The sequence below is a fragment of the Deinococcus sedimenti genome (genome assembly GCF_014648135.1).
GTDB classification, from domain to species: domain Bacteria; phylum Deinococcota; class Deinococci; order Deinococcales; family Deinococcaceae; genus Deinococcus; species Deinococcus sedimenti.
In genome coordinates, this window is record NZ_BMQN01000001.1 from 1224595 (window position 1) to 1251386 (window position 26792).

The window sequence follows — 26792 nt, forward strand, 5'->3', positions numbered from 1 at the left end:
CGGAGCGCACATGCCTTTTGAACCGGCATCAACAAAGGCGGGGCTCCTGCCGTGGATCGGGTTCAGCTGCGTGGCCGTAGATTCCACGTGGATCGTTCCATGCGGCGGTCAGACCGGCGACGCCGCGCCGCAGCTGGTCCGGGGTCAGGTGCGCGAAGCCCAGCAGCACGGCGGGTGGATGGTCACCCTGGACGAGCGGCGCGACCGGACTGAGCGCCACGCCTTCCGCAGCGGCGCGTGCCACGGCCTGGGCTTCCATCCAGCCGGGTGGGAGCGGCAGGTAGAGGTGCAGGCCTCCGGGTGCCGGGCGGGGCGTCCAGCCCGGGAGGCGGGTGGCGAGGTCCTGCACGAGCACGTCGCGGCGGTGGGTGAGGACCGTGCGGGCGCGGCGCAGGTGGCGGCTGTACGCGCCGCTGGCGAGCACGTCCGCGAGGGCCAGGGCGTCCAGGCGGCCCGGCACGCGGTCGGTGAGGGGCCGGGTGGCGGCCAGGACGCGCACCACGTCCGGCGGGGCGGCCAGGAAGCCGCTGCGGGTGACGGGCGCGAGGCTCTTGCTGAACGAGCCGAGCAGGATCACGCGGTCGGGCGCGACGCCCTGCAGGACGGCGGGGGGGCGGGCGGCGTGGTACAGGTCGGCGGCGTAGTCGTCTTCCAGAATGAACGCGCTGCCGCGGCGCGCCCAGGTGATGAGTGCCTGGCGCCGCGTGGCGGGGAGCGCGGCGCCCGTGGGGTACTGGCAGCCGGGTGTGACGTACAGCAGGGTGGCCTGACTGGGCAGCCGGTCCGGCTGGACGCCCTGGTCGTCCACGGGGACGGGCTGCACCTGCGCGCCGGTGGCGGCCAGCGCGGCTCGCGCGCCGGGGTACGTGGGGTCCTCGACGGCGGCGACCCGTCCGGGCTCCAGGAAGACGCGGGCCAGGGCGTCCAGGGCGCCCTGCGTGCCGCCGGTCAGGAGGATCATGTCGGGCGTGACCTGCGCGCCCCTTTCGGCGTTCAGGTGGGCGGCCAGCGCGCGGCGGGTCTCCAGCGGTCCCAGGGGATCGTCGGGCTGTCCGGCGCGCAGGGCCTGCGCGGCGCGGCGGGCCAGCGCCTGCGTCCATGCGGCCTCCGGGTATAGCTCGGGGACGGGCTGACCGACGCGGAAGTCCACGAGGTACTCACCGCCCGCGTCCTCGATCTGTCCGGCCAGGGCGCGCTGGGCCCAGGCGCTCAGGGGCAGCGCGGCGGCCTGGGATTCGGGCGGGGCGTGCGCGGGGACACTGACGCGGGTGCCGCTGCGGCCCTGCGCCTGCACGTAGCCTTCCAGTTCCAGCTGCGCCAGGGCGTCCACCAGCGTGTTGCGCGCCACGCCCAGGTGCTCCGCGAGGCGGCGGTGCCCGGGCAGTCGCGTGCCTTCGGGCAGCAGGCCGCGCGTGATCGCAGTGCGCAGCGCGCGGGTGACCTGCGCGTGGCGGGTCTCGCCGGGCTGCGCGGGCGGGAGGGTCAGGGCGTCCAGCCAGCCGGGGGCCGACAGGTCCGGGCTCAGCGGAATTCCCGTTCCAGCCACGCGCGCTGCCCACCCTCGGCCTCCAGGGCCTGCCCGGCAGTGTCCAGGAAGCGGTCGCGGGCCGCCTCTGCCTGCTCGGAGGTGATGCCGTGCGCGGCGGGGTCGCGCAGCAGCTCGCGCAGCAGCGGGAACACGGGCACGCCCGCGTGCAGCGTGCCGTTCACGGTCACGTCGGCGGGCCACTTCAGCAGCCAGTCCAGCGCGTACGGGGCGGGTTCCAGCACGCACCCGCCGGGGTACGGGATGCGGCCGGGGGTGGGGAAGGTCACGGCGTCGGTCATGCCCTCAGCATGCGCCGCGCGGGGCAGCGTGAACAGGAGGTGCGGCAACCATCCGTGCCGCACCTGCGTACGGTGAGGTATGTCACTCGGACCTCTTGAACTCGTGATGCTGCTTCTGGCCGCCCTTTTGATCGCTCTGCTGGTGGCCCTGCCGCTGATGTGGTTGATGCGAGGCTCCCGGAAACGTACTGCACTTCAACGGCAGGTGGATGATCTGCGCGACCGCCTGGAGCACCTCGAACGACCCTGAATGCACGAGGGGCGGCGGGCCTCTCCCCCATCTCGGAGTGACCCGCCGCCCCTCGTGCCGGGTGCTTACCCGACGGCGGGCGAGGTCTCCAGCGCGCTGAGGACGGCGCGGGTGAAGGTCTGCGTGTCGGCCCTGCCGCCCAGGTCGCGGGTGGGGTGTTCACGCAGAGCCAGGGCGACGGCGCGGTCGATCTGATTGGCGCCCTCGGGGCGTTTGAGGCCGTGGCGCAGGAGCATCCCGGCGCTCATGATCGCGGCGGCGGGGTTCGCGACGCCCTTCCCGGCGATGTCGGGGGCGCTGCCGTGGATGGGTTCGAACAGGCCCGCGCCATCCCCCAGGCTGGCGCTGGGCATCAGGCCGAGGCTGCCGGGGATCACGGCGGCCAGGTCGCTGAGGATGTCGCCGAACAGGTTCTCGGTGACGATCACGTCGTAGCGGCTGGGGTCGGAAACGATCAGCATGGCGACGCTGTCCACGTACTCGTGGTTCAGGTGGATGCCGCGGTACTCGCGGTCGCGCAGGGCGGTGACGTCGCGGCGCCACAGTTCGCTGACCTCCAGCACGTTGGCCTTGTCCACGCTGGTGACGCGGCCCTTGCGCTGCTCGGCGGCCCAGAAGGCCACGCGGGCGACGCGTTCGACCTCGGGGGTGGTGTAGCGCATGGTGTTGTACGCGGTGTCCCCGTCGATCTTGCGGTCCCCGTCGAAGTACACGCCGCCCAGCAGTTCACGCACGATCAGGATGTCCACGCCGCGCGCCAGTTCCGCCTTCAGCGGCGAGAGGTGTTCCAGGCCCGGCTGGACGCGCACGGGGCGCAGGTTCGCGTAGCACCCGAGCGCCTTGCGCAGCGCGAGCAGGCCGCTCTCGGGGCGCAGGTGCCGGGGCAGGAGATTCCAGGCGCTGTCCTGCGCGCCGCCCACCGTGCCCAGCAGCACCGCGTCCGCGTCTTTCAGGGCGTCGCGGGTGACCTGCGGGAACGGGTCGCCATGCGTGTCATAGGCGATCCCACCGATCAGGTGTTCCTCGATGGTGACGTCGGGCGCGACCTCGCGCAGGACGGCGACGGCGGCGGCGGTGACCTCGGGGCCGATCCCGTCGCCGGGCAGGGTGACGATCTTAGGCATGCTGTTCCTCCTGGCCGGGGTGGCCGTGACCGGCCTGAGTGGAGTGGGCATTCAGGGTCTCGGCTTCCAGCGCCGCCTGATCGTTCGCCTTCATGTACTCCAGCCAGCCCCCAGCCTTCTGCACGTCCAGCGCGAACTGCGGAACGGGCACGAACGTGAGGCTCTGCCCGGTGCGGGTGTTCGTGATCGTGCCGCCCGTCAGGTCCAGGTCGGCCGGGTCGCCATCCTGGAAGGCCTCCACGATGCCGTCGCATTCCAGCGCCAGGAAGCCGTTGTTGATGCTGTTGCGGTAGTAGATCCGCGCGAAGTTCGGGGCGATCACGGCCGCTACACCCGCACCGCGCAGCGCCCACACGGCGTGCTCGCGGCTGCTGCCGCACCCGAAGTCCGCTCCGGCCACGATGATGTCGCCGGGTTCCACGCGCCGCACGAAGTCCTTGTCGTAGTCCTCCATGGCGTACTTCGCGAGTTCGCTTTCCACGTCGGTGGTCAGGTGGCGGGCGGGGATGATCTCGTCGGTGTTGATGTGATCACGGGCAAACACGTGCACTTTAGGCATGGTGACCTCCGGGGGTGGGGGGCGACCTCAGGATCGGGTCGCCGGACGTGATTGAGTTGTGGAACAGGGCCACGGCGACCGTGCCCAGGACGGAGAGGCCGAAGCCCAGCCAGGGCCAGCCGCTCAGGTGGCCGCGCAGGATCAGGGTCAGGCCCAGCAAGAGGCTCAGGACTGTGACGGCAGCCCAGACCAGCAGGGCGTAGGGAAACGGCAGATGCGCCCAGAGGGGCATCTCGCGGGAGGTGTACAGCGCCAGGATCACGCCGAGCAGCAGCGGGCCACTGACGGAGGCGAGCGGCGCGCGCCTTCCCTGACCGGGCACCCGGCACGCCATCCAGAGCGCGAACAGTGCGGCTCCGGTGACGAGCAGGCCGGGCAGGTCCATGTCAGTTCAGCCCGCCGGGATGGGCGACGGCGCTGAGTTCCTCGGGGAGTTCCTCGTCGTACAGGTCGCGCCAGGACTGACCGTCGAAGGTCACCTCGGATTCCATGAAGGTCTGCGCGAGGGGGTCCGGGTCAGTCAGGGCGTCCAGGGGAATGTCGAGGCGCACAGCGGTCGGGACGGGCAGTTCGGTACCGTCGGGGATGACGAGTTCCTCGGCGTAGACGTTCTCCAGCATCTGCCGGGTCCATCTGGCCCAGTCGTCGGGGGTCCCGGCGCCGGTCGTGTCGCGCAGTTCGGTCCTAAGGCGCTCGGCGTGCTCCTCGGGAATCTCGTTCTCGTCCCATTCGACGCGGCCGTCGGCGTACACGGTGACGGGCACGGTCTCCAGGTCGAAGATGTCGGCGAGTTCGGCGGGCAGGCCGCCCTCGAAGGTCTGACCGTCGGCGTACGACACCCACTCCTCGCCGTCCAGGGAGTAGGCGGCGCTGCCCTCCTGCGGGACAACCTCCACGTTGCCGAGCACCGCGAAGGCGCGGCTGAACGGCGTCTGCAGGGGCGCGGGCTGCGTCAGGTCGAACACGACGCGCTTGGCGACCGGGCTCTCGTCCCCGGCGTCCGGGGCGAGTTCGCGGTGGATGTCCAGCCAGTCGGCGTCGGTCTCGCCGTGGTACTCGCGGGCGAGTTCCTCGATGGCTTCGAGCAGGTCGGCCGGGGGTTCGGGGTCGATGTCGGTGCGGCCCTCGCGGTACTGCTCGACGGTCAGCGAGGCGACGGTCTCGCCGGTCAGGCGCGCGGCGGGGTGGGTCAGGAGGCGGCGCACGGCGACGTTCGGGTCGGCGCTTGCGGGAAAGGTCTCCCAGCGCTGTCCGTCGAAGGAGTGCTGCACGCCGCGCAGGCGGACGTGCCCGCCGTCCACGCGGATGTCGCCCTCGTGAGGCTGCCCGCCGGTCGTGAGTTCCCCCGCGACGTGCCGGTGCGGCGCGACCGGGAGGGCGGCGACGTCCTCGGCGGTGGTCAGCGTGCCGTCCACCCGGCCGTGCAGCACGAGCTGCGTGCGGAACTGGCTGTCCCACGCGGCGCCGTACGGCAGGGCGAGGCGCAGCGCCTGTTCGATCTTCCCGCGCAGCGCGGCGTCGTCGGGCGCCTGCGTGAACGTCAGCGTGCCGTCGGCGTCCAGTTGCGCCTCGAACGGATGGACGGTGGGCATCAGACCCAGTTGTTTGCGGCGTTTGGCTTCACCCATGGTGCACCCAGCTTACTCGCGAGACGCGAGCAGCAGCCCTCCGAAGCCCAGCATCAGCGTGCCCGCCACGCGGTCCACGGCCCGGCGGGCGCGCAGGTAGGCGCGCTGCATGGGCGCGGTGGACATCCCGGCGGCGACCAGCGCGAACCAGCCGAGGCTGAGGCCCACGATCACGGCAAACGCCGCGAGTTTCAGGCCGGTGCCCGCGTGCGCGCCGAGCACGCCGCTGAACACGCTGCCGAAGAACACGGCGGCCTTGGGGTTGCTGATGTTCGTCAGGAACCCGGCGCGCAGCGCCGCGAGGTCGCTGATCGGCGCCTGGATGGGCGCGGCCTGCGCGTCGGGCCGGGCGCTGCTGCGCCAGAGGTTCACACCCATCCACAGCAGGTACGCGCCGCCCGCGACCTTGACCGCGCCGTGAATCCACGGGAACGCTTGGAACAGCAGTCCGATGCCCAGCAGGGCCAGCGCCGCCCAGCACGCGATGCCCAGCACGACGCCCAGTCCGGCCAGCAGGGCCGCGCGGCGGGTGCGGGCCAGGGCGGTCTGGCTGACGAGCAGCACATCCGGCCCCGGAATGACGAGCACCACCGTGTGGATGGCCGCGACGGCCAGCAGTATGTTCAGGTCCACGCCTCTCTCCCCCTCTCGTCCGTTGCTCAGTCGGCGGCGTTGATGGTGTCGTTGTACGCGCGCGGGTCGCTGATGAAGCCCGCGACGGCGCTCGCGGCGACGGTGGCCGGACTGGCGAGGTAGATCTGCGCACTGGGGTCGCCCATGCGGCCCACGAAGTTGCGGTTCGAGGAGCTGATGCACACGTCGTCCGGCCCCAGAACGCCGGAGTGCATGCCCAGGCACGCGCCGCAGCTGGGATAACTGACGCTGGCCCCGGCGTCCACGAAGATCTCCAGCAGCCCCTCCTGGGCGGCCTGTTTCCAGATGGCCTGCGTGGCGGGCACGACGATCATCTGCACGCCCTCGGCGACCTTGCGGCCCTTGAGGATGCGGGCCACGTCGCGCAGGTCGCTGATGCGGCCGTTCGTGCAGCTGCCCACGTACGCGTGCGTCACGGCGATGCGGTCACTGCCCGCCACGCGCCCGTTGCTGGGGATGTGCGGATACGCGACGGTCGGCTCGACCTGCGCGGCGTCCACCTCGACGATCACCTTGAAGCTGGCGTCCGCGTCGGACTGGTACTCAGTGTACTGATCAGGGGTGACACCGCGGGCGCTCATGTACACGCGGGTGGTGTCGTCCACGGCGACGATCCCAGTCTTGCCCCCGGCCTCGATGGCCATGTTCGTCAGCGTGAAGCGGCCCTCCATGTCCAGATTGTCGATGTAGTCCCCGACCCACTCCATGACCATGTAGTTCGCGCCGTCCGCACCGATGCGCTTGATGACCTCCAGCACGATGTCCTTGGGCGTCACGCCCGGCTGGGCCTTCCCGGTCACGCGGATCAGCATGGTTTCGGGCACCTTGAACCACACCTTCCCGGCGTAGATGGCGCCCGCGAGGTCCGTGCTGCCCACGCCGGTCGCGAAGGTGCCCAGCGCGCCCGCGTTGCAGGTGTGGCTGTCGCCGCTTACGAGCGTCTGGCCGGGTTTCATCAGGCCGGTGTTCTCCAGCACCACGTGCGCGATGCCGCCGCGTCCCACGTCGAAGAAGTGCTTGATGCCCTTCTCATGCACCCAGCTCTTGAGCTTCTGGTACATCTTCGCGGCCTTGATGTTCATGGCCGGGACGGAGTGGTCGGGCACCGCGACGATCTGGTCGGGGTTGAACACCTGATCCATGCCGCGTTCCTCGAGCATGCGCAGCGCGGCGGGCGTGGTGATCTCGTGGCACAGCACCCAGTCGGTGCGGCACTCGATCAGCTGGCCCGGGACGACGTGGTCGTGCCCGCTGTGCGCGGCGAGGATCTTCTCTGCAATCGTCATTCCCATGATGAAACCTCCCCCAGGAAAGACACGCCCCCGGTCGCTGTTCGCTTCCGGGGGCGTGTGGATGAACGCTGGGCTGCGCTCAACGCCCCCAACGAAGAAGAAGCACCGCGGCGGGCGCACTCTGTCGTCGTGAACGGTTGAACATGCCCGGAGTCTACGAGAGTGCCGGAGCAGGCGGGGCGCAGGTGTGTAGACGGGCCGCAACGGTCAGGTACCATCCGATCTCCAGAGCTGTGAAATTTCCGACACCACCATGCGGCATGTAACGCAGCTCACTCAAGGTTCAGTCATTAGAATCCTGAGTGGTTATGAAACGCCTTCAACTCCCGACCGCCATGCTCGGCCTGACCGTCCTGCTCACAGCCTGCCCGCAACCCCCCGCACCAGATGCCACCGTCAGTCTGACCGTCGCCCTGACTGGCGTCACCAGCGCGCCCATCAAGATCACGAACACCACGACCGGCGCGGCACTCTTCGACGGCAACCTCGACACCGGGAAGGTCTTCACGAACCTGACGGCCGGCACCACCGTGAAGATCGAACCCGGCGCCGTCAACGGCTTCACCACGCCCCCCGCCCAGACGGTCACCCTGGACGCCAGCAAGACCGTGACGGCCGAATACAAGGCGCTGTCCGGCGCCGCCGTGCAGGCCACCCGCATTCAGGGGGCCGTGGCCGACCTCCCCACCGGGGCCGCCATCGGCGTCCTGGGCAACAGCTACGAAGTCGACACCAACAACGAGGTCGCCGTCAGCAGCAGCGGTCTCGACCTGCCGCTGACCCGGGCGCCCAGCAGCCGCCTGTCCACGCTGCTGCCCACCGGCAACTCCGGCTGCCAGGCCACCGTCACGGCCAGTGCCAACCCGAACATCGCATTGTTTACCGAGGTGAACCTGCTCAGCTCGAAGATGGATTACCTGGGCACCGTGACCGAGCAGATCGTGGCTGGCGGCACCATGACCGGTAGCAGGGTCGCGCGTCTGTACAGCGACCGCGCCGCGACGGTCAAGGGAACCCTCACCTGCCCAGCCTCGAACAGCGCGACACTCACCGTCAATCTCGACGTCACCCTGACCGCCGGTTGGAACGCAGTGGAGTACGCGTCTGGGCAGAACCAGTTGACCATCAGGACGCTGGGTGGTAGCGCCCGCAGCACCCTGAAGGCCACGCGCGCGCCGGGCGCGGTCAGCATCGCCCTGCAGAAACCTGTCGAGTTCACCTCCGATGCGGACGTGGCCGTCGCAGCCCAGATCTACCAGGACGGCGGCTACACCGGAGAGATCAGCCTGAGCACCAATGTTCCCGGACTGACCGTCGAACCCAAGACCGTCACGCTGACAGCCGCGAACCTGAACAGCCAGGCCGCGGGCGTGGCCGCGTACCTGCGCCGACTGGGCGTGAACCCACAACGCCTGGACACCACACTCACCTTCCGCTACAACGGTTCCAGCAACCTCAGCCTCACGCCGTTCCAGATCGTGGCACGTGACGCATCAGGCAAGCAGGTCGGGATCGGCTACAGCAGCGTGACCGTCACCCGCCCGGGGCTGACCGTATCGCTCTTCCCCTCGGAAGTTCAGATGTACCCCGGTGATACCCGCGACGTCAACGTGACGGCGTACGGTATCGGCGGATTTACCGGCAGCGTCACGTACACTCTGACCGGTCTCCCTGCTGGCCTGAGCGCCCAGCCTGTCACAGCCAATCTCAACGGTTCTTCGTTCGTGACCCTGAAGGTCGTAGGAGACGGAACCGTGAAACCCGGCACGTACCCGGTGACCGTCACGGCGACCAGCGCTGATAAATCCGCGACGACCACGGGGAAACTGATTGTCAATGCCCCCACCATCAGCGTGGCGTTCACCGGCTATGGGTATTCCGTCTCGCAGGGGGAGACGACCAGCATCCCCGTTTCGGTCTCCTCAAGCAACGGGTTCAGCGGCACCACGACCGTCACCTTGACTGACCTGCCGGCCGGCGTGACCGCCACTCCTAAGACCGTCACGGTCACGCCCGGCGCCTCCACACAGGTCATGCTGCCCATACAGGCCACCAGTGACGCCACTCTCGGCAACGCGACCATCAAGGCCAGCAGTCCCAACCTCGACCCGAACGCCTACGCCTCACCGACCGTCACGCTGAGTGTCCGCCCCGCGCGGGTGGCGCTACCTGTGCAGAGCTCGATTTCAGGCGTTGCTCCGGCCAGCAGTGGGCTGTGGGTCGCCTCCGAAGGCTCATATGATCCCTCCAAGAACTCCTACATGTTCCAGGTGACACGCGTTAGCTCTGCCGGCGACACCCTGACCAGCGCCTCCGTCGCCGGCAGCTACTCCGTTCGACTGATCAGCACCGTCAGTGGCGTGCTGGCCCTGAACGCAGACAGCTCCGCTCCCACAGTCTCACAGGTGACCGATACCGGCACAGTGACGGCACTGCCTACCCCGGCGCTGGGCAACGTCACGGCCATGAGCAACTCGACCGACAGTCAGGGTCGCGTCTGGTTCATTCAGTCGAGATACGACGCGGGAGCCGTTACCTTCAGCCTCAACACCTGGACACCCAGCACCGGCGCCATCTCCCCAGTCAACCTGGCCGTGTCGAATTTCAGTTCGTACGGCACACAGAATTTCTTCTTCAGCCCTGACCGCAAGCAGCTGATGCTGATCATGCCCGGTTACCCTGGCAGCATCTACCGGATTGACACGGCCACCCTTCAGGCCACCAAAGTCGAGACCACAGTGCAGGCCACGAGTGCCGCCGTCACCAACAGCGGCGCGGTGTGGCTCTCCGCCTACAGCACCCTGAGCCGCGTGAACAGTGACGGCACGGTCACCCAATTTGACAGCGTCAGCAGCGGAGAACTGCTGGGCTTCGACCTGAAAGCCGCAGACGTACTGTGGGGCCGCGACTCGTCGGGCGTGTACCGAGTGGACATCAGCGCGGCCAAACCCGCCAGCACCTTTGTCTCACTGGGGAACGTGAAGGGCGCGGCGCTGAACGCAGAAGGCGGCGTCCTGGCCGTGTGGAGCTCCGATTACAACGCTCCAGTCTCTGTTTCTCGGATCAAGTGACGTTCGAAGCACGCGTGACCTGATCACCGCCCTCACCTGAACGCTCGGACCGGCCACCCACAAGGCCGGTCCGCTCTCGTCCAAAAGGGCGCCTGACGGGGGCCCTCGCAGCAGAAGTCACAGCGGTTTTCTCTTCTGCGGCAGGACCAACAGCACGCCCTTCAGCTCCACTTCCAACCGCTGTTGTCGACAGTTCCTCGCCCCGTTCGTTACAGGTGAGTTAAGGGAACCCATCCACTCACCTGAAACCCGCTGTCAGAGGTATCGAGCGGACCCGCTGATCTGACAGCGGTTTCCAATTCCATCGAAGGGCCAAAAGCACGCCCTTCAATTTCACCTCCAACCGCTGACAGCGGCGGATCCTCGCGCTGCTCGGTTCAGGAAGACTGAGACAACCCCTCAGTCTCCCTGAACGCCGCTGTGAGTAGCAGAGAGAAGGTCAGTGGTTGGAAGCGGACCTCTGGGGTGTGCGGTAAATCCCTCAATCCAGCTGAAAACCGCCGTCACACGTACCTGCGGCATGCAGGGCATGAGCTGATTCCAACGGGTGAGGAGCAAGACTCAGAGATTGTCCCAGTCCTTGCTGGTCTCGATGGCCGAGCATGAGGAGTCAGTTGAGCGTCTGGCCGTCTCCGCCCGGTCTGTCAGAACCTGACAGCTGAAAGCTCGGCAGGACCTCAAGAGGCCCAGGGCCATCATGAGCGTCAAAGCTGCACCAGCACGGTATCAGTCCAGTGCGTCTGCCCGTCGCCCTTTGCTGCTCCCAACCGGCCACCACCCTGTGAAGAGCGTGTGGATCGGCGCGCATCAGTCGGTCATCACTTTGGCGTATGAATCCGGTCAGGGCCTCTGGATATGCTGTGGGCATGAATGTCACCCGTCACTTCAGTGATACGCGGACGGAAGAGGGCCGCGTGAGAATTCTCGTGCAGACCTCCCAGTTCGTGCTGGAGGCGGAAGGGCCGGGCTGGCATCATCGCAGCGTCCATCCGGATCTGGGCGACGTCACGCTGGAGTTGGCGTGGCTGCCGGGTCTGGGTGCGTGTCTGTATGGGCAGGTCTTGGAGGATCTGGTCCGGCAGGTGCAGCGGGACGGGACCGCCGCGGAGTTCGGTGGTACGGACCTGCCCGGCGCGGCGTGACCTTGTCCTGAGTTCTTTCTGGAGCGGCTCCGCCTGTGCCCGGCGGAGCCGCTCTCTGTGGTGGATGGTGGACAGGTGCTCACGGACAGCGGTGTTCAGTTCCAGTGAGGGGCGAACAGCACGCCCTTCGACTCCACCTCCAACCGTTGCCGTTCTCAGGTGCTCGCTCTGCTCCAGTCAGAGGTATCGAGGGAGACCGTCGATACCTCTGACTTCTGCTGTGGGTTGACCGCCTGGCGTCCGGGTTACTCCACGAACCAGAGGATGAACCGGGTGTTCTGTCCCTGGCTGTCCAGCGCGTAGGCGAAGGCGGCCCAGGCCATGATGCGGGGGTGGTGCAGTTCGGGCAGGTGAGCGGTCAACGTGGCGAGGTCGGCGGCGCTGAGGACGGTCTGTCCGGTGATGTGCCCGTCCTCGAAGAGGGCTTCGGCACTGACCTGCACGCTCAGGTCGTCTGGGTGGCCGCGCCCGGCGACGTCCGCGGCTTCAAGGGCCGCGTGGAGGTCCTGGGCGGGGTCGAGCAGGAAGCGCGCCTCGCCGGTCCAGTCGCCGGTGGGCGCGGGGTCCGGGTGGGTCGGCCGGGTTTCGCAGAAGATGAAGGCCAGGGTGGGCATGGCGCGCTCCTCGGGTCGCGGGTTCACGGTGGTGCCCGGTGCCTGCACCGCAGCCCTCACTGCCTCCGAGGGCTGCAGTCAGCAGAGCACGCGGGCATGAGGGCTGATGCTGGCGAGTCGGGGGGTGTGCTGATTGGCCTGGCCCGGGCAGGACCGTCGTCGGTGACCGGGCGGTCAGAGATTCGGTTCAGCTGGCCGAGCCGACGGCGCGGTCGCCTTCGGGGTTCTCAGGGGCGCGGTTCAGGATGGCCTGCGCGTCGGGCCGCTCGATGATCTGGAAGCGGCTGTTGCGGATGGCGGGCGTGAAGCCGGCGTCCACGGCGATGCGGATCAGTTCGCGCACGGTCGCCTGGTGGCGGTCGTGTCCGGCGGCGGCGGAAACGACGTTCTCCTCCAGCATGGTGCTCCCCAGGTCGTTGGCGCCGTAGTACAGCGCGGCCTGCCCGACCTTGAAGCCCTGCGCGGGCCAGGACGCCTGGATGTTGGGGATGTTGTCCAGCGCGATGCGGGCAATGGCGAGCTGCTGCAGGTACTCGTGCGCGGTCGCGCCGGGCGCCTTGCCGTGCAGGCGGGTGTGTTCGGTCTGCAGGGTCCACATGGCGAAGCCGGAGAACCCGTTGCCGTCGTAGTCGCGGTTCGCCTTGTCCTGCTGTTCGCGGATCTTCAGGAGGTGGCTGGCGCGCTGCGCGTACGTCTCGCCGAAGCCGATGACCATGGTGGCAATGGTGTACAGGCCCTTGCGCTGCGCGGCGTCGATGATCCGGAACCAGTCCTCGCTGCGGATGCGGGCGGGGGCGGCTTTCGCGCGCACATCGTCCTCGAGGATCTCGCCACCGGCGCCGGGGAGCCCGTCGAGGCCCGCCTCGATCAGCGTGTCGAGCAGCGCGTCGAGGCTCAGGCCGAAGGTCTTCTCCATGAACAGGACTTCTTCCGGTGAAAAGGCGTCGATGCGGATGGTGGGGTGGTGCGCCTTGACGTGCCGCAGCAGGCCCGTGTAGTAGTCCAGGCCCAAGTCGGGGTTCACGCCGCCCTGCAGCAGGATGCGGGTGCCGCCCACCGCTTCGAGTTCGCGGATCTTGTGGCTGATCTGCTCGTAGTCGAGGGTGTAGCTGTCTTTCTGGCGGCGGGTGCGGTAGAAGGCGCAGAAGTTGCAGCCGACGTTGCAGATGTTCGTGTAGTTGATGTTCCGGTCGATCAGGAACGTGACGGTGTCGGGGTCGCGGCGCGCGAGGCGCAGGTGGTGCGCGACGGCGGCGACGTCCGGGAGGGGCTGGTGGTACAGCGCCTCGATCTCGGGGTGGCTCAGGCGGTCGCCGCGTGCGGCGCGGGGCAGCAGGTCGCCCGCTGCGGCGGTGGAGGCGGGTGCGGTCATGTCCGGAGCGTAGCACCGCGCCCGGCGGGCATTGGTCTCCCCTTTCACGGACGTACCGGTGGCGCAGGGGCGCTGGGTTCGGGGTGCACCTGCCCCGGCCCAGCACACAGCACGACACGGGCAGCGGGCGGCACGGTGGCCGTTCGCTTCGCGGAACGCGGCTTTCAGGTCCACCAGCGGGTGGTGATCTGCAGGGTCACGGTCCGCAGGATTCTGGAGGCGCATATGGTCACGACGCGGACCAACAGGGCGCCGCGCAGAAGGTGGATGGGAGGGCGCGCCGATGCCGGGAACGGGCACGTCCGTCTGGAGGTCGGGAATGATGATGCCGCGCGGGTGCTCATGTCCCCTGATGAGATGACCGCAGGTGCTCCCCACATGGCGCTGTCCCCGCCAGGCCCCGGGGGTTCCGTGGCGCCTCGCTATCCGGTGGCGATCGTCCCCTCTGCTCGGGTCAGCGGGACTGAACGTGTTCCTCGGGGTCACCGGAAGCCGCTGTGAGCAGGCTGAGCAGGTCGCGCAGCTGTGGGTCGGTCAGGTGGGCGAACTGCCGGGCGTGCAGGTCGGTCAGGGGCGGGTCGAGGCGGGCCAGGAGGTCCCGTCCGGCGTCGGTCAGTCGGGTGGCGACGATGCGGCGGTCGGGCCGGTCGCGGTCCCGGGTGACCAGTCCGGCCTTCTGGAGGCGGTCGAGGAGGCGGGTGACGTCGGGGTCGTGGTCGAGGAGGCGGTCGCCGATCTCGCTGCAGGTCAGGCCGCCGTCTCCGGCGCCGCGCAGGATGCGCAGGACGTTGAACTGGGGGGCGCTGAGGCCGTGGGCGCGGAACAGGTCGGCGCCCTGGCGGTGCTGGTGCAGCGCGAGGCGTTGCAGGGCGAGGTAGGCGCGGTGATGCAGGCTGCCGGGCGCGCCGGGGGCGGGGGTGTCGGTCATGGGTTCAGGGTAGCGGGCGGACTGGCGGTCCGGTTCCGCTGCTCACCTCCATCTCGAGTTTATTCGTTGCCACGAGTATCCGTCAAAATCCTGATGCGGTGGTGGGGTGTTCATGCGGTCTGAAGGCGGCGGTTTCCCTGGACCCCCTGCGGGACGCTGGACGTATAGTGCAGCACGTTGAGGCTGGAGGCCGGAAGCGCTTCCATGCCGGGAGGACAACCATGAAACTAGGCATGATCGGACTGGGCAAGATGGGCGGCAACATGGTTCTTCGCCTCACCCAGGGTGGAATCGAGGTCACCGGCTACGACCGCAGCGAGGAATCCGTCGCGCAGATCGAACGTCAGGGCGCCCGCGGTGCCCGCAGCATGGACGACCTGATCGCCTCGCTCGGCGAGCCCGGCACGCGCGCCGTGTGGGTCATGGTGCCCGCCGGGAAGATCACCCAGAGCGTCATCGACGACCTCGCCTCCCGCCTCGCGCCCGGCGACATCGTCATCGACGGCGGCAACAGCAACTACAAGGACAGCATCCGCCGCGCCGAGGACCTCGCCGAACAGGGCATTCACTTCGTGGACGTCGGCACGTCCGGCGGCGTGTGGGGCCTCAAGGAAGGCTACGCCATGATGATCGGCGGCGCCGAGGAAGCCGTCGAGCGGCTGCGTCCCGCCTTCGAGGCGCTGGCACCCGCCGCGGACCGCGGCTGGGGCCGCATGGGTCCGGCGGGCAGCGGGCACTACGTGAAGATGGTTCACAACGGCATCGAGTACGGCATGATGCAGGCCTACGCCGAGGGCTTCGAGCTGATGAAGGCGCACCAGGACTTCAACCTCGACATGGCGCAGATCGCCGAACTGTGGCGGCACGGCAGCGTCGTGCGCTCCTGGCTGCTGGACCTGACCGCCGAGGCGCTGCAGAACAAGGCCGAGTTCGAGAAGCTCTCGGACTACGTGGCGGACAGTGGCGAGGGCCGCTGGACGATCATCGACTCCATCGAACTGGGCGTGCCCACGCCCGTGATCACCCTGGCGACGCAGATGCGGTTCCGCAGCCAGCAGGAGGTCAGCTACGCCGGGCAGATGCTCTCGGCGATGCGCCGCGCGTTCGGTGGGCACGCCGTGAAGACCATCGAGTCGCCCCGCCAGGAGGGGCTGGTGCCCGAGGTGGCGCCCGGCGATCACCCCAAGGTGGCCGCGCCGGAAAACATCGGCCAGACGGCCAGCGCGGGCGAGGGGAGCGCCGCCGAACAGCTGGGCGAGACCGGGCAGCAGCGCGTGAAGGGTGACGCATGACCCGCAGCACGAAGAAGAACAGCCCCGAAAAAGACACGACGAAGACTCCGGTCCCCAAGAAACCTGTTGCCAAGAAACCCGCCGCGAAGAAGGCCGCCAGCGCCGCCCCCGCGAAGTCCACCCGCGCCAGAGGCGTGAAGGCCAGTGAGGTGCAGGAGAACGTGGACCGCAAGGTCGCCGCGCAGGCGGTCGGCGTGGCCGACGCCGCCCCGAAGGCGAAGAAAGCGGCCCCGAAGAAGAACGCCCCCAAAAGCAGTGCGGGCGCTCCCGGCGAGGACGGCACGAACCCCTTCCGCGCGCTGATGCGCCGCAACCGCGCGCCGGAACCCGCGACGCTGGTCATCTTCGGCGCGACCGGCGACCTGTCCCGCCGCAAGCTGCTGCCCGCCGTGTTCGGCCTGTGGCAGGACGGCCTGCTCGGCAGTGCGTTCAACATCGTCGGGGTGGGCCGTCAGGAGATGACGGACGAGCAGTTCAAGGACTACGCCGTCCAGGCGCTGAAGGACAGCAAGGAAACCGACGCGATCCAGCCCGGCAGCCTGGAGAAGTTCCGGGAACTGCTGTACTACGAGTTCGGGGATTTCGCCGGGGACGAGGTGTACGCCAAGCTGGGCCGTGAACTCGACCGCGCCGAGGAGGCGCACGGTGGACGTAAGAACGCCCTGTTCTACCTCTCGACGCCGCCGAGCCTGTTCGAGCCGATCAGCAACGGCCTGGGCCGCCTGGGCCTGTCCGACGAGTCCGAGGGCTGGCGCCGCCTGGTGATCGAGAAACCATTCGGGCGGGACCTCGCGTCCGCGCGGGCGCTGAACGACGCGATTCATCACGTGTGGAACGAGTCGCAGGTGTACCGCATCGACCACTACCTGGGCAAGGAGACGGTGCAGAACCTCATGGCGATCCGCTTTGGGAACGCCATCTTCGAGCCGCTGTGGAACCGTGGGTACGTGGATCACGTGCAGATCACGGCCGCCGAGGACCTGGGCTTGGAGGGCCGCGCCGGGTACTACGAGGAGGCGGGCGTGGTGCGCGACATGCTGCAGAACCACCTGATGCAGCTGTTCGCCCTGACCGCCATGGAGCCCCCGGCGGCCTTCGACGCGGACGCCATCCGCGACGAGAAGGTGAAGGTGCTGCGCGCCGTGAAGGAGATCCCCAGCGGGCGCGTGCAGGAGGTCGCGGTGCGCGGCCAGTACGGCGCGGGCACCCTGTACGGCGAGAAGGTCCCCGGTTACCGCGACGAGCCCGGCGTGCGCGAGGGCAGCGTGACCCCCACGTACGTGGCGCTGAAGCTGGAGGTGGACAACTGGCGCTGGCAGGGCGTGCCGTTCTTCCTGCGGACCGGCAAACGACTGCCGAAGAAGGTCACGGAGATCGCCGTGGTGTTCAAGCGCCCCCCGCTGGGCATCTTCCCCGGCGGCCTGGAACGCAACGTGCTGGCGTTCCGCATCCAGCCGGACGAGGGCGTCAGCCTGAAGTTCAGCAGCAAAACGCCGGGGCAGGAGATGGTCCTGCGCGAGGTCGTCATGGACTTCCGCTACGACGCGTTCGGCGCGCAGCTCGAAAGCCCGTACTCGCGCCTGCTTCTCGACGCGATGGTGGGCGACGCGACGCTGTTCCCCCGCGAGGACGAGGTGGACCTCGCGTGGCAGATCGTCAGCGGGATCCTCAGCGAGTGGGACGCCGACCCGGCCCGCAAACCGCGCAAGGGTGAGGGGCCGGACTTCCCGAACTACACGTCCGGCACCTGGGGTCCCGACGCGGCCGACGACCTGATGGGCGAGGACCGCCGCTGGCGGCGCCTGTGAACCGGGAGGTGAGCGCGTGACATACGCGACGGACCTGAAACCGCTGGGGCCGGTGGACACCACCGTCCGCAAGGCCCAGGCGACCCTGGACGAACTGTGGGCGCAGACGAACGTGGAAACCCGCGCCTACACCGGCAACATGATCGCCCTGACGGTGAAGAAGCACCTGGGCCGCGTGCAGGAGGCCCTCGCGGGCCTGGAGGGCCGCTACGCGGGACGGCAGATCATCGGCGTGATGGACGGCACCGACGACCTGACCGTGCACGCCGCACTGGTCCCGCAGACCGGCGGGCTGTACGTGGAACGCCTGACGCTGGAAGCCAGCCCCGAGCAGCTCCAGGGCGCGATCCTGCCGCTGATCCGCCCGGCGACCGTGAACCACGTCTGGTGGGGCGCGGACAGCCGACCCGAGGGCACACTGCTGGCGGAACTGACCGAGATCGCCGATCAGGTGATCGTGGACAGCCTGACGCTGGACGTGCCCCCGTCGCGGCACTACGCGCTGGCGGACCTGGGCTGGAGCCGCTCGGCGAGCTGGCGTGAGGCGCTGGCGCAGCTGTTCGACTCGCCGGACGCGGCCCGTCAGCTGCCCCGCGTGACGCACCTGACCGTCCGGCACGCCGGGAAGAAGGACCTCCCGGCGCGGCTGTTCGCGGGCTTCATCGCGAGCACGCTGGGCTGGAGCGACCTGCGCGACGTGGAGTTCAAGATGGGCCGCTGCGGGCGCGAGAACGGCGACCTGTGCGGCGTCGAACTGCGCGGCGAGGGCGTGACCTTCAGCCTGAAGGCCGAGGGCGGCGACATCGCCCTGGCCGCCTGCCACTGGGACGGCACGCAGCGCGTCAGCGAGGTCCCGGTGCCCAGCATGACGCTGGCGCAGGGACTGGCGCGCGTCATGGCCCGCCCCGAACGCGGCGAGGTCTTCGAACGCGCCTGGACACTGGCGAAACAGACACTGTAACCGCACGACAGGAGGGGCCGCGCCGCTGATCTGGTGCGGCCTCTCCCCTTTTCGGTCCGGACGGCGCGGCATACTGCGCGGCGATGAGCGCCTCGCCCCATGACCGGCTGCACGACCTCGCCCTGAGCCTGGGGGCGGACGCGGTGGGGTGGGCTCCGGCGCGGGTGCCGCGCGCGGCGGTGGACGAGTACGCGGGGTGGCTCGCGGCGGGACGGCACGCGGGCATGGGTTACCTGGAGCGGCAACTGCCGGTGCGGGCCGATCCCGCGCAGCGCCTGGAGGGCGTGCAGAGCGTGCTGGTGCTGGGCGTGTCGCACGCGTTCGCGCCGCCACCCGTGCCGGAGGGGGGCGTGCGGGTGGGCCGCGTGGCGCGCTACGCGTGGACGCCGGACTACCACGATCAATTACAGCCGGTCCTGTCGTGCCTGGAGGCGGAGGCGGCGCGGCTGGGCGTGCGGGCGCGCGGGTACGTGGATCACGGCCCCATCATGGAGCGGCTGTTCGCGTCCGGCGCGTTCCTGGGCTGGCGGGGGAAGTCCGGGATGATGGTCAGCACGCAGCTGGGCGCGTTCGTGACGCTGGCGGTCCTGCTGACCGACCTCCCGCACCCCGGCGGGGCGGAGGCGCACCCGGACCGCTGCGGGCGCTGCATGCGCTGCGTGACGGCCTGCCCGACGGACGCCATCGGTCCGGACCGGGCGATCGACGCGCGGCGCTGCGTGTCGTACCTGACCATCGAGCACCGCGGGCCGGTACCCCACGAGTTACGCGCCGGGATGGGCGAGTGGCTGTTCGGCTGTGACGTGTGCAGCGAGGTCTGCCCCTGGACCCTGAAGGCAGGACCGCTGGCGCAGCTGCTGACACCCAACCCGGAATTGGCCCATCCGGACCTGTCCCGTTTCTTCGGGGTCAGCGAGCGGGAGTTCGAGCGGCAGTGGGCGGGCACGGCGTTCCTGCGCCCCCGGCGCAAGGGCATGGCCCGCAACGCCCTGACGGTCCTGGGGAACACCCGCGCGCCGCAGGGCTGGCCGCTGCTCCTCGCGGGCGCGCAGGACCCCGCCTGGGAGGTGCGGGAGGCGGCCGCCTGGGCACTGGCGCAGTGGGGCGAACTGGAACAGGTGCGCCCCCTGCTGGACGATCCGCACGAGATGGTGCGGGCCTCTGTACTTGGCTTACTGGACGGCGCGCAGGGCTGAGAGGAGGTCCGCCCGACCCTCCCGCACGAACACCGGGGGCTGGCCGACCGGGGCGTCCACGGTGACGCTCTGCCCGCCCTCGTGGGGCGTGCCGGTCCAGGCGTGCACCCAGCGGATCCCGGCGGGCAGGTGCACCTCCTGCCGGGTCACGCCGGGATTCAGGACCGGGGCGATCAGCAGGTCCGCGCCGAGCAGGTACGCGCTGGGGTGCGCCTCCAGCGGCTCGGCGGGGAACTCGAACCACAAAGGCCGCATCAGGGGCGTGCCGTCCCGCTGCGCCTCGCGCATCAGCGCGGCGCGGTAGGGGGCCAGCGCGGCGTACAGTCGGGCGGCGCGGGCCAGGGTGCGGACGTGCGCGGGGTCGTACGCCTGGGCGTTCGCGGCGGGGCGGTTGCCCTCATGGGTACGCAGCAGGGGCGTGAACGCGCTGAAGTCCAGCCAGCGGTCCAGCAGTTCGCCGCTGCGGCGGATGTTCAGCGGCGCCTGCGTGATCGTCGTGTACCCACCGGCGTCGGCGTGGTTGAGGCTCAGGCCGCTCAGGCCGCCGCTCAGCAGGCCGCTCAGGGCGGAGGCCAGTCCGTCGGGCTGCCCCCAGTTCACGAGTTGATCCCCGGCCCAGAACGCCACGGTCCGGCCGGGACTGGTGGTGAAGCCGCTGCGGTGGAACACCAGCGCCTCGCCGGTCAGGCCCAGGTCCGCGATGACCTGTCGGTTCAGGTCCTGCCACAGGCCGGGGTAGCGGTTGTGCAGGTCCAGCGGGGTGCCGCGGGCGGGCGCGGCGTCCAGGGGGACGCTCTCGCCGAAGTCGGCCATCCAGCCGTCCAGGTCCGCGTCGCGCAGCGCATCGGTCAGCACGCCGCGCAGCCACGCGGCGGCCTGCGGGTTGCTGAGGTCCACGAGCGCCGCGCTGAACGACGTGTTCCGCTGGTCGTACGGCGTGCCGTCCACGCGGCGCAGCAGGTAGCCCTTCTTCGCGGCCTCGCGGTACAGGTCGCGGCGGGCGTTGCCCTTGCCGCTCACGTCGGTCAGGAAGGGGTTCACGTACCCCAGGACGCGCACGCCGTCGCGGCGCAGTTCGGCGCGCAGGTCGGCCCACCCGGCGTAGTGGTCGCGGTCCAGTTCCCAGTTCCACCACAGTTGCTTGCCGAAGCTGGTGGTGCGCTGCCCCACCCAGTCCTGCAGCCACAGGGCCGCGACGGGCACCCCGGCGGCCTTCGCGCGGCGGTAGGCGTCGCGGACGCGCGCGGTGCCGCCCTGCATGCCCAGGATCACGCCCTGCCCCGTCCAGGCGGGCAGGGGGGCCATGCGGCCGGTGTCCGCCGTGACGGCCCGCACGAGGCTGCGGGCGTCGGGCCCGGCGGTCAGGTGGACGCGGAGGGTGGTGGCGTCCGCCTCCAGCCGCCAGCGTCCGGCGCGGGTGTCGAGCGCGCCGGGCTCGGTGTTCAGGCCCAGCACGCTGACGCCCGACCCGTCCGGCTGGCGCAGGAGCAGGTGCGGCGTGGGCGCGTAGGTACTCCAGCGGGTGCCGCCCGCACCGTTCTGCGTGAGGTTCGCCAGGAACGTCAGGGGCTGTTCGCCGCGCCCGACGCCCTGCTCGCTGACGATGACCGGGACGCGCTGTCCGGTGAGGTCCAGCGTGAACTGCTCGCCGCCGCCCGTAACGCGCGCGCCGCGCAGGTCGCCGCTGAGGCCGACGCGGTTCAGGCCGGACCCTTCTGGCACCTGCGCGGTGACGTCCAGGCGGTTCCCCTCGGCGCGGAGGGTGAGGGTGTACGGCACGCCCGTCACCCCGCACGCCAGTGTGCCCCGGACGGTGATGCTGCCGGCGGCAGGGGTGGCGTCGGTGACGCTCTGCGCGGCGCAGCTGCGGCGCACGCGTTCGCGGGTGCGGATCATGCCGCGCGCCTCGCTGTACGTGACGTCCACCTGCTGGGCGTACAGGCCGCCAGCACCCTGCCACACGACTTGCCCGGCTTGCTCGACCGTCCACTGTCCAGCCCCGGCGCGCAGGCGCAGCGGTCCGGCCTGCACGTCCCGCGCCGCGCCGCTCAGGTGGGCGCTCACGGCGCGTGGGGACGGTGCGGGACGGATACCACCGTTCAGGACGGGGATCAGGGTGGCCAGAAGGCCGAGTCCCAGGGTAGTCCCGGCGATCCGCGCGGCCAGGACGCTCCTCTTCTTCACGTTGTTCATGCAGGGCTCATGCTGCCACAGGTGGCGCGGCCAGCGCGGTTCTGTTCCACGCGCGGGTGACAGGAGATTGCGCCAGATGGCCCACGCGCCACGCCCCCGCCGCCCGCTACCATGGGAGGCGTGCGCCCTCGTCTGCTGACTGCCCTGACTGCCCTGATCCTCCTGCCGCCGGGGGTGGCGCAGTCGGTCGCGACACCTGTCCTGACCCCCACCGTCACCGCCCGCTTCCTGCATGACCGCGCGGCGTTCACGCAGGGCCTGCAGTACCTGGGGGGCGGCACGCTGCTGGAAAGCACCGGCGTCGTCGGTCAGTCCGGCGTGCGCCGCGTGGACCTGAAGACCGGGAAGGTCCTCGCGCGGGTCGCGACGCCCATCGCGGGCGCGTTCGGCGAGGGCGTCACGGCCCTGAACGGCGTGGCGTACCACCTCACCTGGGAGGACGGCGTGGCCGTCACCTTCGACGCCGCGACCCTCAAGGAGACCGGGCGATTCCGCTACAGCGGCGAGGGCTGGGGCCTGACCACCGACGGCAAGGCCCTGATCATGAGCAACGGTTCACCGACGCTGGTGTGGCGCGACCCCAAGACGTTCCGGGTCAAACGCAGCGTTCAGGTGACCGACGCCGGGCAGCCCGTGAAGAACCTGAACGAACTGGAGTACGTGCAGGGCAGCGTGTACGCCAACGTGTGGCTGACCGACCGCATCGCGCGGATCGACCCGCAGACCGGGAAGGTCACCGCCTGGATCGACGTCTCCGGCCTGACGCGCGAGGTCAGCGCCGCCGCCGCGAAGGCCGGGCACGCCCTGACCTTCGACGACGTGCCCAACGGCATCGCGTTCGTCCCCGAGCGCGGCACGCTGCTACTGACCGGCAAACGCTGGCCGACGGTGTTCGAGGTGAAACTGCCGGGCGTGAAGGCCGAGGACCCCGGCACGACCGGCCGCGCCCGCACCCGGCGCTGACCTGAACGCAGAAGGGGGCGGCCACTGATCGGCCGCCCCCTCTACCCTGCCTCGCGGTCAGGGCAGTCGCGCCTGCACCGCCTGCCAGATCGCGCCCGCCAGGTCGTCCTCCGCGCGGGTGGCGTCCAGCACCAGGAAGCGCGCCGGAGTCTGCTCCGCCAGGTGCAGGAACCCGGCCCGCACGCGGCGGTGGAAGTCCAGGTCCGCCTGCTCCAGCCGGTCGGGCTGCCCGCGGCGCGCGGCCCGCTCCAGACCCACCTGCGGGTCCAGGTCGAGCAGTACCGTCAGGTCCGGCGTGAGGCCGTCCGTGGCGGCCAGCGTGATCTCCCGCAGGAGGTTCACGGGCAGGCCGCGCCCCGCTCCCTGGTACGCGAGGCTGGACTCGGCGTAGCGGTCGCACACGACCACCTCGCCCCGCTTCAGCGCCGGGCGGATCTCGTTGGCGACCAGCTGCGCGCGGCTCGCGGAGTACAGCAGGAACTCCGGCAGCGGGTCGATGGTCAGGGTGGGGTCGAGCAGCACCTCGCGCACCCGCGAGCCCAGGGGCGTCCCGCCGGGCTCGCGGGTCAGGCGGTGCGGAATACCATCCGCGTCCAACCTTGCGCCCAGCCGGGCCAGTTGCGTGCTCTTGCCAGCTCCCTCGGGTCCCTCGAAGCTGACGAACAGCCCCGGATGCAGGGGCGTCACAGGCCGGTGGGGTGGTGCAGGAACTGCCACGCCAGCCCGAACTCGTCCTCCAGGCGGGCGGCCAGGGCGCGCACGCCGAACACCTCGGTCTCGTAGTGCCCGGCGTAGATGACGTTCACGCCGTACTCGAACGCGTCATGGAAGTGCTTGTGCTCCGGCTCGCCGGTCAGCAGTGTATCCAGGCCCATTGCGGCCGCCTCGGCGATGCTGCCCGCGCCGCTGCCGCTCAGGACGCCCAGGCGCCGCACGGTCGGGGAGCGCCCGCCCCCGTGCACGAGGCAGATCTCCCCGGTCAGTTTCTGCACGCGGTCCGCGAAGTCCTGCAGGGACTGCTCGAACGGCAACTCCCCTGCAATGCCGATCTTCCCGCCGGCCCACTCGCCGAACGGTTCGGTGTTCTGCAGCGTCAGCGCCTGCGCGATCATCGCGTTGTTCCCCACGACCGGATGCGCGTCCAGCGGAATATGCGACACGTACAGGTTCAGGTCCGCCATCAGCGCCGCGCGGACCCGCTCACGGTGCGGGCCACTCAGAGCCAGCGGATCACCCCAGAACAGACCGTGATGCGTGATCAGCAGGTCCGCGCCACTGTCCGCCGCGTGCTGGATGGTCTTCAGGCTGCTGTCCACCGCGACCGCCACGCGCCGCACCGTGCCGGTGCCCTCGATCTGCAGGCCGTTCAGGCTGGGGTCCTTGAAGGCCCCCACGTTCAGGTACTCGTTCAGCCAGCGGACCAGGGTGTCACGGGACACCTCGCCGCGGGTGGGGGTCAATGAGACATACGACATGACAGGCATTCTAGTCCTGCGCCCCCACCCGCGCAGGGTGCCGTCTCACACGCAGGAACGCGCTCAGCAAAGCAAAAACCCCGACCCACTGGGGGTCGGAGTTCTGTTGGTGGCGATGCCCGGACTTGAACCGGGGACCTAACGATTATGAGTCGTTCGCTCTAACCAGCTGAGCTACATCGCCTTGAAAAAGCCCCGCGTGCGTGCGGGGCACCTTCTGGTGGAGCTGAGGGGATTCGAACCCCTGACCTTCTGAATGCCATTCAGACGCGCTCCCAACTGCGCCACAGCCCCTCGCTGACCTTGCTGCCTCGTTTGAGGCTCAGCTATGCTAGCAGCGACTTTCCGGACTGTCAATACGCCGTGCGGGGCGCGGTCAGCGCGGCTGGAGCTGCTGCGCGGCCAGCTGCACGTACCCCTCGATCAGATGGATGATCACGGGGTTGTGCGTGTGGACGCCGTGCGCCTCGCCGACGCCGCCCTCGTCGATGAAGTGCGCGACCAGGGCCGCCTCGCCGTCGCGGGCGAGCAGGAACGCGCGCTGGCCAGGCGCGGCAATCGCGGGCAGATTCGTCAGCGGCGTGCGGTACAGGTCCACGCCGCGCGGGCTGAGGCGTTCCAAGCGGTCCGCGAAGCTGGCCTCACCGGCCATGAACAGGCTGCGGCGTGCGTTCAGGGTCAGGTCCTCGCACAGGCTGCGGATGGCCGCCTCGCCGTACAGGTGGTACACCGCCTCCGGGGCCGGGTCGGGGGCGAGGCGAGACAGGTCGCGGTCCAGGGCGCCCAGGCGGTCGTCGAAGGCGCGCCGGGCGCGGGCGAGGTACTCGCGGGCGCTCAGCGGGGCGTACTCCAGGGGATTCTGCCCCACCTTGGCGGCCAGACCGCGCCCCTCGAGCCGCTCGAGCGTCTCGTAGATCTTGGGCCGGGGAATGCCGGCCTGCCGGGCCACGCGGGCCGGAACGGCGCGGCCCAGGGCCAGCAGGGCGGTGTAGGCACGGGCCTCGTACTCGGTCAGCCCGAGCGCTTGCAGGTGAATCACGGCGCTCATTACGCCTCAGCATACGGGATGCGCCCCCCGGGGTCGGCCCGCCGCGGAAGATCAGGAGACGTGCCCGGCGGCGGCGCCGCGTGGCCCGGCAGGCCAGCATGCAGAGGACCGCCCACACCTGAAGGGTGAGTGGCCAGGGAAGAGTGATGGCACCCCGGAAAGACGCCGGGGTGCTCGTGAAGCCGTCGGGATCCGGCTTACTTGTTCTGAGAGAGCCGTTCGAGGACCAGCCGACTGACGGTCTTCAGGGTCTCGAAGACGCCCACGCCCTTGTCGGACACCGCTTCGAAGATCATGAGTTCCTTCTTGGGGTCCACGACCGCGCGGATCATATCGAGCGGCAGGGCGTCAGGCAGGTCGCGCTTGTTCACCTGCAGCACGATCGGCACGTCGCGCACGTCGATGCCGTGCTCCAGCAGGTTCTCGCGCAGGTTGCGCATGCTCTCGGCGTTGGCGCGCAGGCGGTTGGGGGCGCTGTCGGCGACGAACACGATGCCGTCCACGCCGCGCAGAATCAGTTTGCGGCTGGCGTTGTAGAACACCTGTCCGGGCACGGTGTACAGGTGGAATCGGGTCTTGAAGCCCTGCACGGTCCCCAGGTCCAGGGGCAGGAAGTCGAAGAACAGGGTGCGTTCGTCCTCGGTCGCCAGACTGACCATCTCGCCGCGCAGGTGACCGGGCACCTTGGAAAAGACGTGCTTGAGGTTGGTGGTCTTGCCGCTCATGCCGGGGCCGTAGTAGACGATCTTGCAGTTGATTTCGCGCGCCGCGAAGTTGATGGTGCTCATGGAACTCCTCTGGGGGGAAACAGGCGAACGGTGAGGGGTCGGATGAGCCGGGGATCAGCCCAGCAGATCGTCGAGCAGCGAGGTCGCGCCGGCGCTGAAGTCCTCGCCCAGCTGCACGGGGGGAATGTCCTTGAGTTCATCGAGGATCGACGCGATCTGCCCGATGGTTTTCTTGGCGTACACCTTGACCTTCCCGAGGGGAACGCTGGCGTCGAAGATCAGGGTCAGGAGCGAGTCGGTGCCGACGGATTCCACGTACAGCGTGCCGTTTTCACCCTGGTGGATCTGCTCGCTGAAGGTCCGTTCGCCCAGCATGTTCGCCAGGGCGGCGGTGGCGGCGGCGTTGCTGGCCACCAGTGTCGCGACGCTGTCCAGTGCAGGGGGGCGCGGCGCCCACAGGGCCTCCTTGTGAGAGAGAACGAAGCCCTTGCGGTCCACCAGCAGGCCGTACCGGACGCCGGTGGTGTCAAGGAGTTCCTGAATGAGGCCGTCGACGCGTTCGAAGGCGTCCCCGTACAGCGCCAGTGAAGGTTCGATCATATAGGTGCAAGTATAAAATCACTTTTCATACAAGCTCGTCACTACGCCGGACCGGACTGTCTGAATC

25 protein-coding genes and 2 tRNA genes are annotated in these 26792 nt (G+C 69.5%); 8 read left to right on the plus strand and 19 right to left on the minus strand.

Annotated features, from left to right (window positions below):
- Nucleotides 1-28: 28 nt before the first annotated feature.
- Together pdxR and IEY69_RS06045 are read right to left on the minus strand one after the other, a co-directional pair.
- On the minus strand, nucleotides 29-1546 hold the full coding sequence (pdxR, locus tag IEY69_RS06040) for a MocR-like pyridoxine biosynthesis transcription factor PdxR (protein ID WP_189072169.1): 1518 nt from the start codon (nucleotides 1544-1546) through the stop codon (nucleotides 29-31).
- Complete coding sequence (locus IEY69_RS06045; protein WP_189072170.1) at nucleotides 1522-1827, minus strand: hypothetical protein; 306 nt, start codon at nucleotides 1825-1827, stop codon at nucleotides 1522-1524. The genes pdxR and IEY69_RS06045 overlap by 25 nt, the downstream gene beginning before the upstream one ends.
- 79 nt (nucleotides 1828-1906) lie before the next feature.
- Here IEY69_RS06045 and IEY69_RS06050 point away from each other — a divergent pair, with 79 nt between their 5' ends.
- Nucleotides 1907-2077 (plus strand): hypothetical protein, encoded by a 171-nt coding sequence (locus tag IEY69_RS06050; protein WP_189072171.1) that lies wholly within the window; start codon nucleotides 1907-1909, stop codon nucleotides 2075-2077.
- A gap of 65 nt (nucleotides 2078-2142) precedes the next feature.
- On the opposite strand, the gene leuB is transcribed toward IEY69_RS06050, so the two are convergent.
- Genes leuB through IEY69_RS06080 form a run of 6 tightly spaced genes read right to left on the minus strand, consistent with a single transcriptional unit; the run spans nucleotide 2143 to nucleotide 7334 of the window.
- Nucleotides 2143-3201 carry a 3-isopropylmalate dehydrogenase gene (gene leuB / locus IEY69_RS06055; protein WP_174366492.1) on the minus strand — a complete coding sequence of 353 codons (1059 nt, stop codon included), beginning with the start codon at nucleotides 3199-3201 and terminating at the stop codon, nucleotides 2143-2145.
- Nucleotides 3194-3760: a 3-isopropylmalate dehydratase small subunit gene (locus tag IEY69_RS06060; protein ID WP_189072172.1), complete on the minus strand. Its 567-nt coding sequence runs from the start codon at nucleotides 3758-3760 to the stop codon at nucleotides 3194-3196. The genes leuB and IEY69_RS06060 overlap by 8 nt, the downstream gene beginning before the upstream one ends.
- Nucleotides 3753-4145, minus strand: coding sequence for a hypothetical protein (locus IEY69_RS06065; RefSeq protein ID WP_189072173.1), 393 nt, complete (start codon nucleotides 4143-4145; stop codon nucleotides 3753-3755). Before IEY69_RS06065 ends, IEY69_RS06060 begins: the two co-directional genes overlap by 8 nt.
- Nucleotide 4146: 1 nt before the next feature.
- Nucleotides 4147-5388, minus strand: coding sequence for a hypothetical protein (locus IEY69_RS06070; protein ID WP_189072174.1), 1242 nt, complete (start codon nucleotides 5386-5388; stop codon nucleotides 4147-4149).
- Nucleotides 5389-5400: 12 nt separating this feature from the next.
- On the minus strand, nucleotides 5401-6021 hold the full coding sequence (locus IEY69_RS06075) for a LysE family transporter (RefSeq protein WP_229783669.1): 621 nt from the start codon (nucleotides 6019-6021) through the stop codon (nucleotides 5401-5403).
- Between the two features lie 26 nt (nucleotides 6022-6047).
- On the minus strand, nucleotides 6048-7334 hold the full coding sequence (locus IEY69_RS06080; protein WP_189072175.1) for a homoaconitate hydratase family protein: 1287 nt from the start codon (nucleotides 7332-7334) through the stop codon (nucleotides 6048-6050).
- Between the two features lie 308 nt (nucleotides 7335-7642).
- On the opposite strand from IEY69_RS06080, the gene IEY69_RS06085 reads away from it, so the two are divergent.
- Nucleotides 7643-10405: a putative Ig domain-containing protein gene (locus IEY69_RS06085; RefSeq protein ID WP_189072176.1), complete on the plus strand. Its 2763-nt coding sequence runs from the start codon at nucleotides 7643-7645 to the stop codon at nucleotides 10403-10405.
- An 866-nt stretch (nucleotides 10406-11271) separates the two neighbouring features.
- Entirely contained in the window at nucleotides 11272-11547 is a 276-nt protein-coding gene (locus IEY69_RS06090; RefSeq protein ID WP_189072177.1) for a hypothetical protein, read from the plus strand.
- Nucleotides 11548-11792: 245 nt separating this feature from the next.
- Here the strand turns inward: IEY69_RS06090 and IEY69_RS06095 are convergent, their stop codons facing one another.
- The 3 genes from IEY69_RS06095 to IEY69_RS06105 form a co-directional block, all read right to left on the minus strand.
- Nucleotides 11793-12161 (minus strand): hypothetical protein, encoded by a 369-nt coding sequence (locus tag IEY69_RS06095; protein WP_189072178.1) that lies wholly within the window; start codon nucleotides 12159-12161, stop codon nucleotides 11793-11795.
- 187 nt (nucleotides 12162-12348) lie between these two features.
- Nucleotides 12349-13533: a cyclic dehypoxanthinyl futalosine synthase gene (gene mqnC, locus IEY69_RS06100; protein ID WP_189072179.1), complete on the minus strand. Its 1185-nt coding sequence runs from the start codon at nucleotides 13531-13533 to the stop codon at nucleotides 12349-12351.
- A gap of 454 nt (nucleotides 13534-13987) precedes the next feature.
- On the minus strand, nucleotides 13988-14461 hold the full coding sequence (locus tag IEY69_RS06105; RefSeq protein ID WP_189072180.1) for a MarR family winged helix-turn-helix transcriptional regulator: 474 nt from the start codon (nucleotides 14459-14461) through the stop codon (nucleotides 13988-13990).
- Between the two features lie 167 nt (nucleotides 14462-14628).
- On the opposite strand from IEY69_RS06105, the gene gnd reads away from it, so the two are divergent.
- The 4 genes from gnd (at nucleotide 14629) to queG (ending at nucleotide 19718) form a co-directional block, all read left to right on the plus strand.
- Nucleotides 14629-15753 (plus strand): phosphogluconate dehydrogenase (NAD(+)-dependent, decarboxylating), encoded by a 1125-nt coding sequence (gnd, locus tag IEY69_RS06110; protein WP_229783672.1) that lies wholly within the window; start codon nucleotides 14629-14631, stop codon nucleotides 15751-15753.
- Nucleotides 15750-17561, plus strand: coding sequence for a glucose-6-phosphate dehydrogenase (zwf, locus tag IEY69_RS06115; protein ID WP_189072181.1), 1812 nt, complete (start codon nucleotides 15750-15752; stop codon nucleotides 17559-17561). The genes gnd and zwf overlap by 4 nt, the downstream gene beginning before the upstream one ends.
- Nucleotides 17562-17577: 16 nt before the next feature.
- Entirely contained in the window at nucleotides 17578-18522 is a 945-nt protein-coding gene (locus tag IEY69_RS06120) for a glucose-6-phosphate dehydrogenase assembly protein OpcA (RefSeq protein WP_189072182.1), read from the plus strand.
- Between the two features lie 83 nt (nucleotides 18523-18605).
- The gene (gene queG, locus IEY69_RS06125; protein WP_189072183.1) at nucleotides 18606-19718 is read left to right on the plus strand and encodes a tRNA epoxyqueuosine(34) reductase QueG; all 1113 of its coding nucleotides are present in this window, start codon (nucleotides 18606-18608) and stop codon (nucleotides 19716-19718) included.
- Here queG and IEY69_RS06130 read toward each other — a convergent pair.
- Entirely contained in the window at nucleotides 19695-21911 is a 2217-nt protein-coding gene (locus IEY69_RS06130) for an alpha-glucosidase (protein WP_189072184.1), read from the minus strand. The two genes, queG and IEY69_RS06130, sit on opposite strands and share 24 nt — an antisense overlap.
- A 111-nt stretch (nucleotides 21912-22022) precedes the next feature.
- Between IEY69_RS06130 and IEY69_RS06135 the strand changes: the two genes are divergently transcribed.
- On the plus strand, nucleotides 22023-22874 hold the full coding sequence (locus IEY69_RS06135) for a glutaminyl-peptide cyclotransferase (protein WP_189072185.1): 852 nt from the start codon (nucleotides 22023-22025) through the stop codon (nucleotides 22872-22874).
- Between the two features lie 57 nt (nucleotides 22875-22931).
- Here the strand turns inward: IEY69_RS06135 and tmk are convergent, their stop codons facing one another.
- The 7 genes from tmk to mglB all read right to left on the minus strand — a co-directional run bounded on the left by tmk (nucleotide 22932) and on the right by mglB (nucleotide 26725).
- On the minus strand, nucleotides 22932-23552 hold the full coding sequence (gene tmk, locus IEY69_RS06140; RefSeq protein WP_189072398.1) for a dTMP kinase: 621 nt from the start codon (nucleotides 23550-23552) through the stop codon (nucleotides 22932-22934).
- 5 nt (nucleotides 23553-23557) lie between these two features.
- Nucleotides 23558-24349, minus strand: a complete 792-nt coding sequence (locus tag IEY69_RS06145; RefSeq protein WP_229783674.1) for a Nif3-like dinuclear metal center hexameric protein — start codon at nucleotides 24347-24349, stop codon at nucleotides 23558-23560.
- 107 nt (nucleotides 24350-24456) lie between these two features.
- Nucleotides 24457-24533: transfer RNA gene (locus tag IEY69_RS06150), tRNA-Met, on the minus strand.
- Between the two features lie 34 nt (nucleotides 24534-24567).
- Nucleotides 24568-24643 (minus strand) — tRNA-Ala (locus tag IEY69_RS06155).
- A gap of 82 nt (nucleotides 24644-24725) precedes the next feature.
- Nucleotides 24726-25397: a TrmB family transcriptional regulator gene (locus IEY69_RS06160; protein ID WP_046842813.1), complete on the minus strand. Its 672-nt coding sequence runs from the start codon at nucleotides 25395-25397 to the stop codon at nucleotides 24726-24728.
- A gap of 197 nt (nucleotides 25398-25594) precedes the next feature.
- The gene (gene mglA, locus IEY69_RS06165; RefSeq protein ID WP_189072187.1) at nucleotides 25595-26185 is read right to left on the minus strand and encodes a GTPase MglA; all 591 of its coding nucleotides are present in this window, start codon (nucleotides 26183-26185) and stop codon (nucleotides 25595-25597) included.
- Between the two features lie 54 nt (nucleotides 26186-26239).
- The gene (mglB, locus tag IEY69_RS06170) at nucleotides 26240-26725 is read right to left on the minus strand and encodes a GTPase-activating protein MglB (RefSeq protein WP_189072188.1); all 486 of its coding nucleotides are present in this window, start codon (nucleotides 26723-26725) and stop codon (nucleotides 26240-26242) included.
- Nucleotides 26726-26792 lie beyond the last annotated feature (67 nt).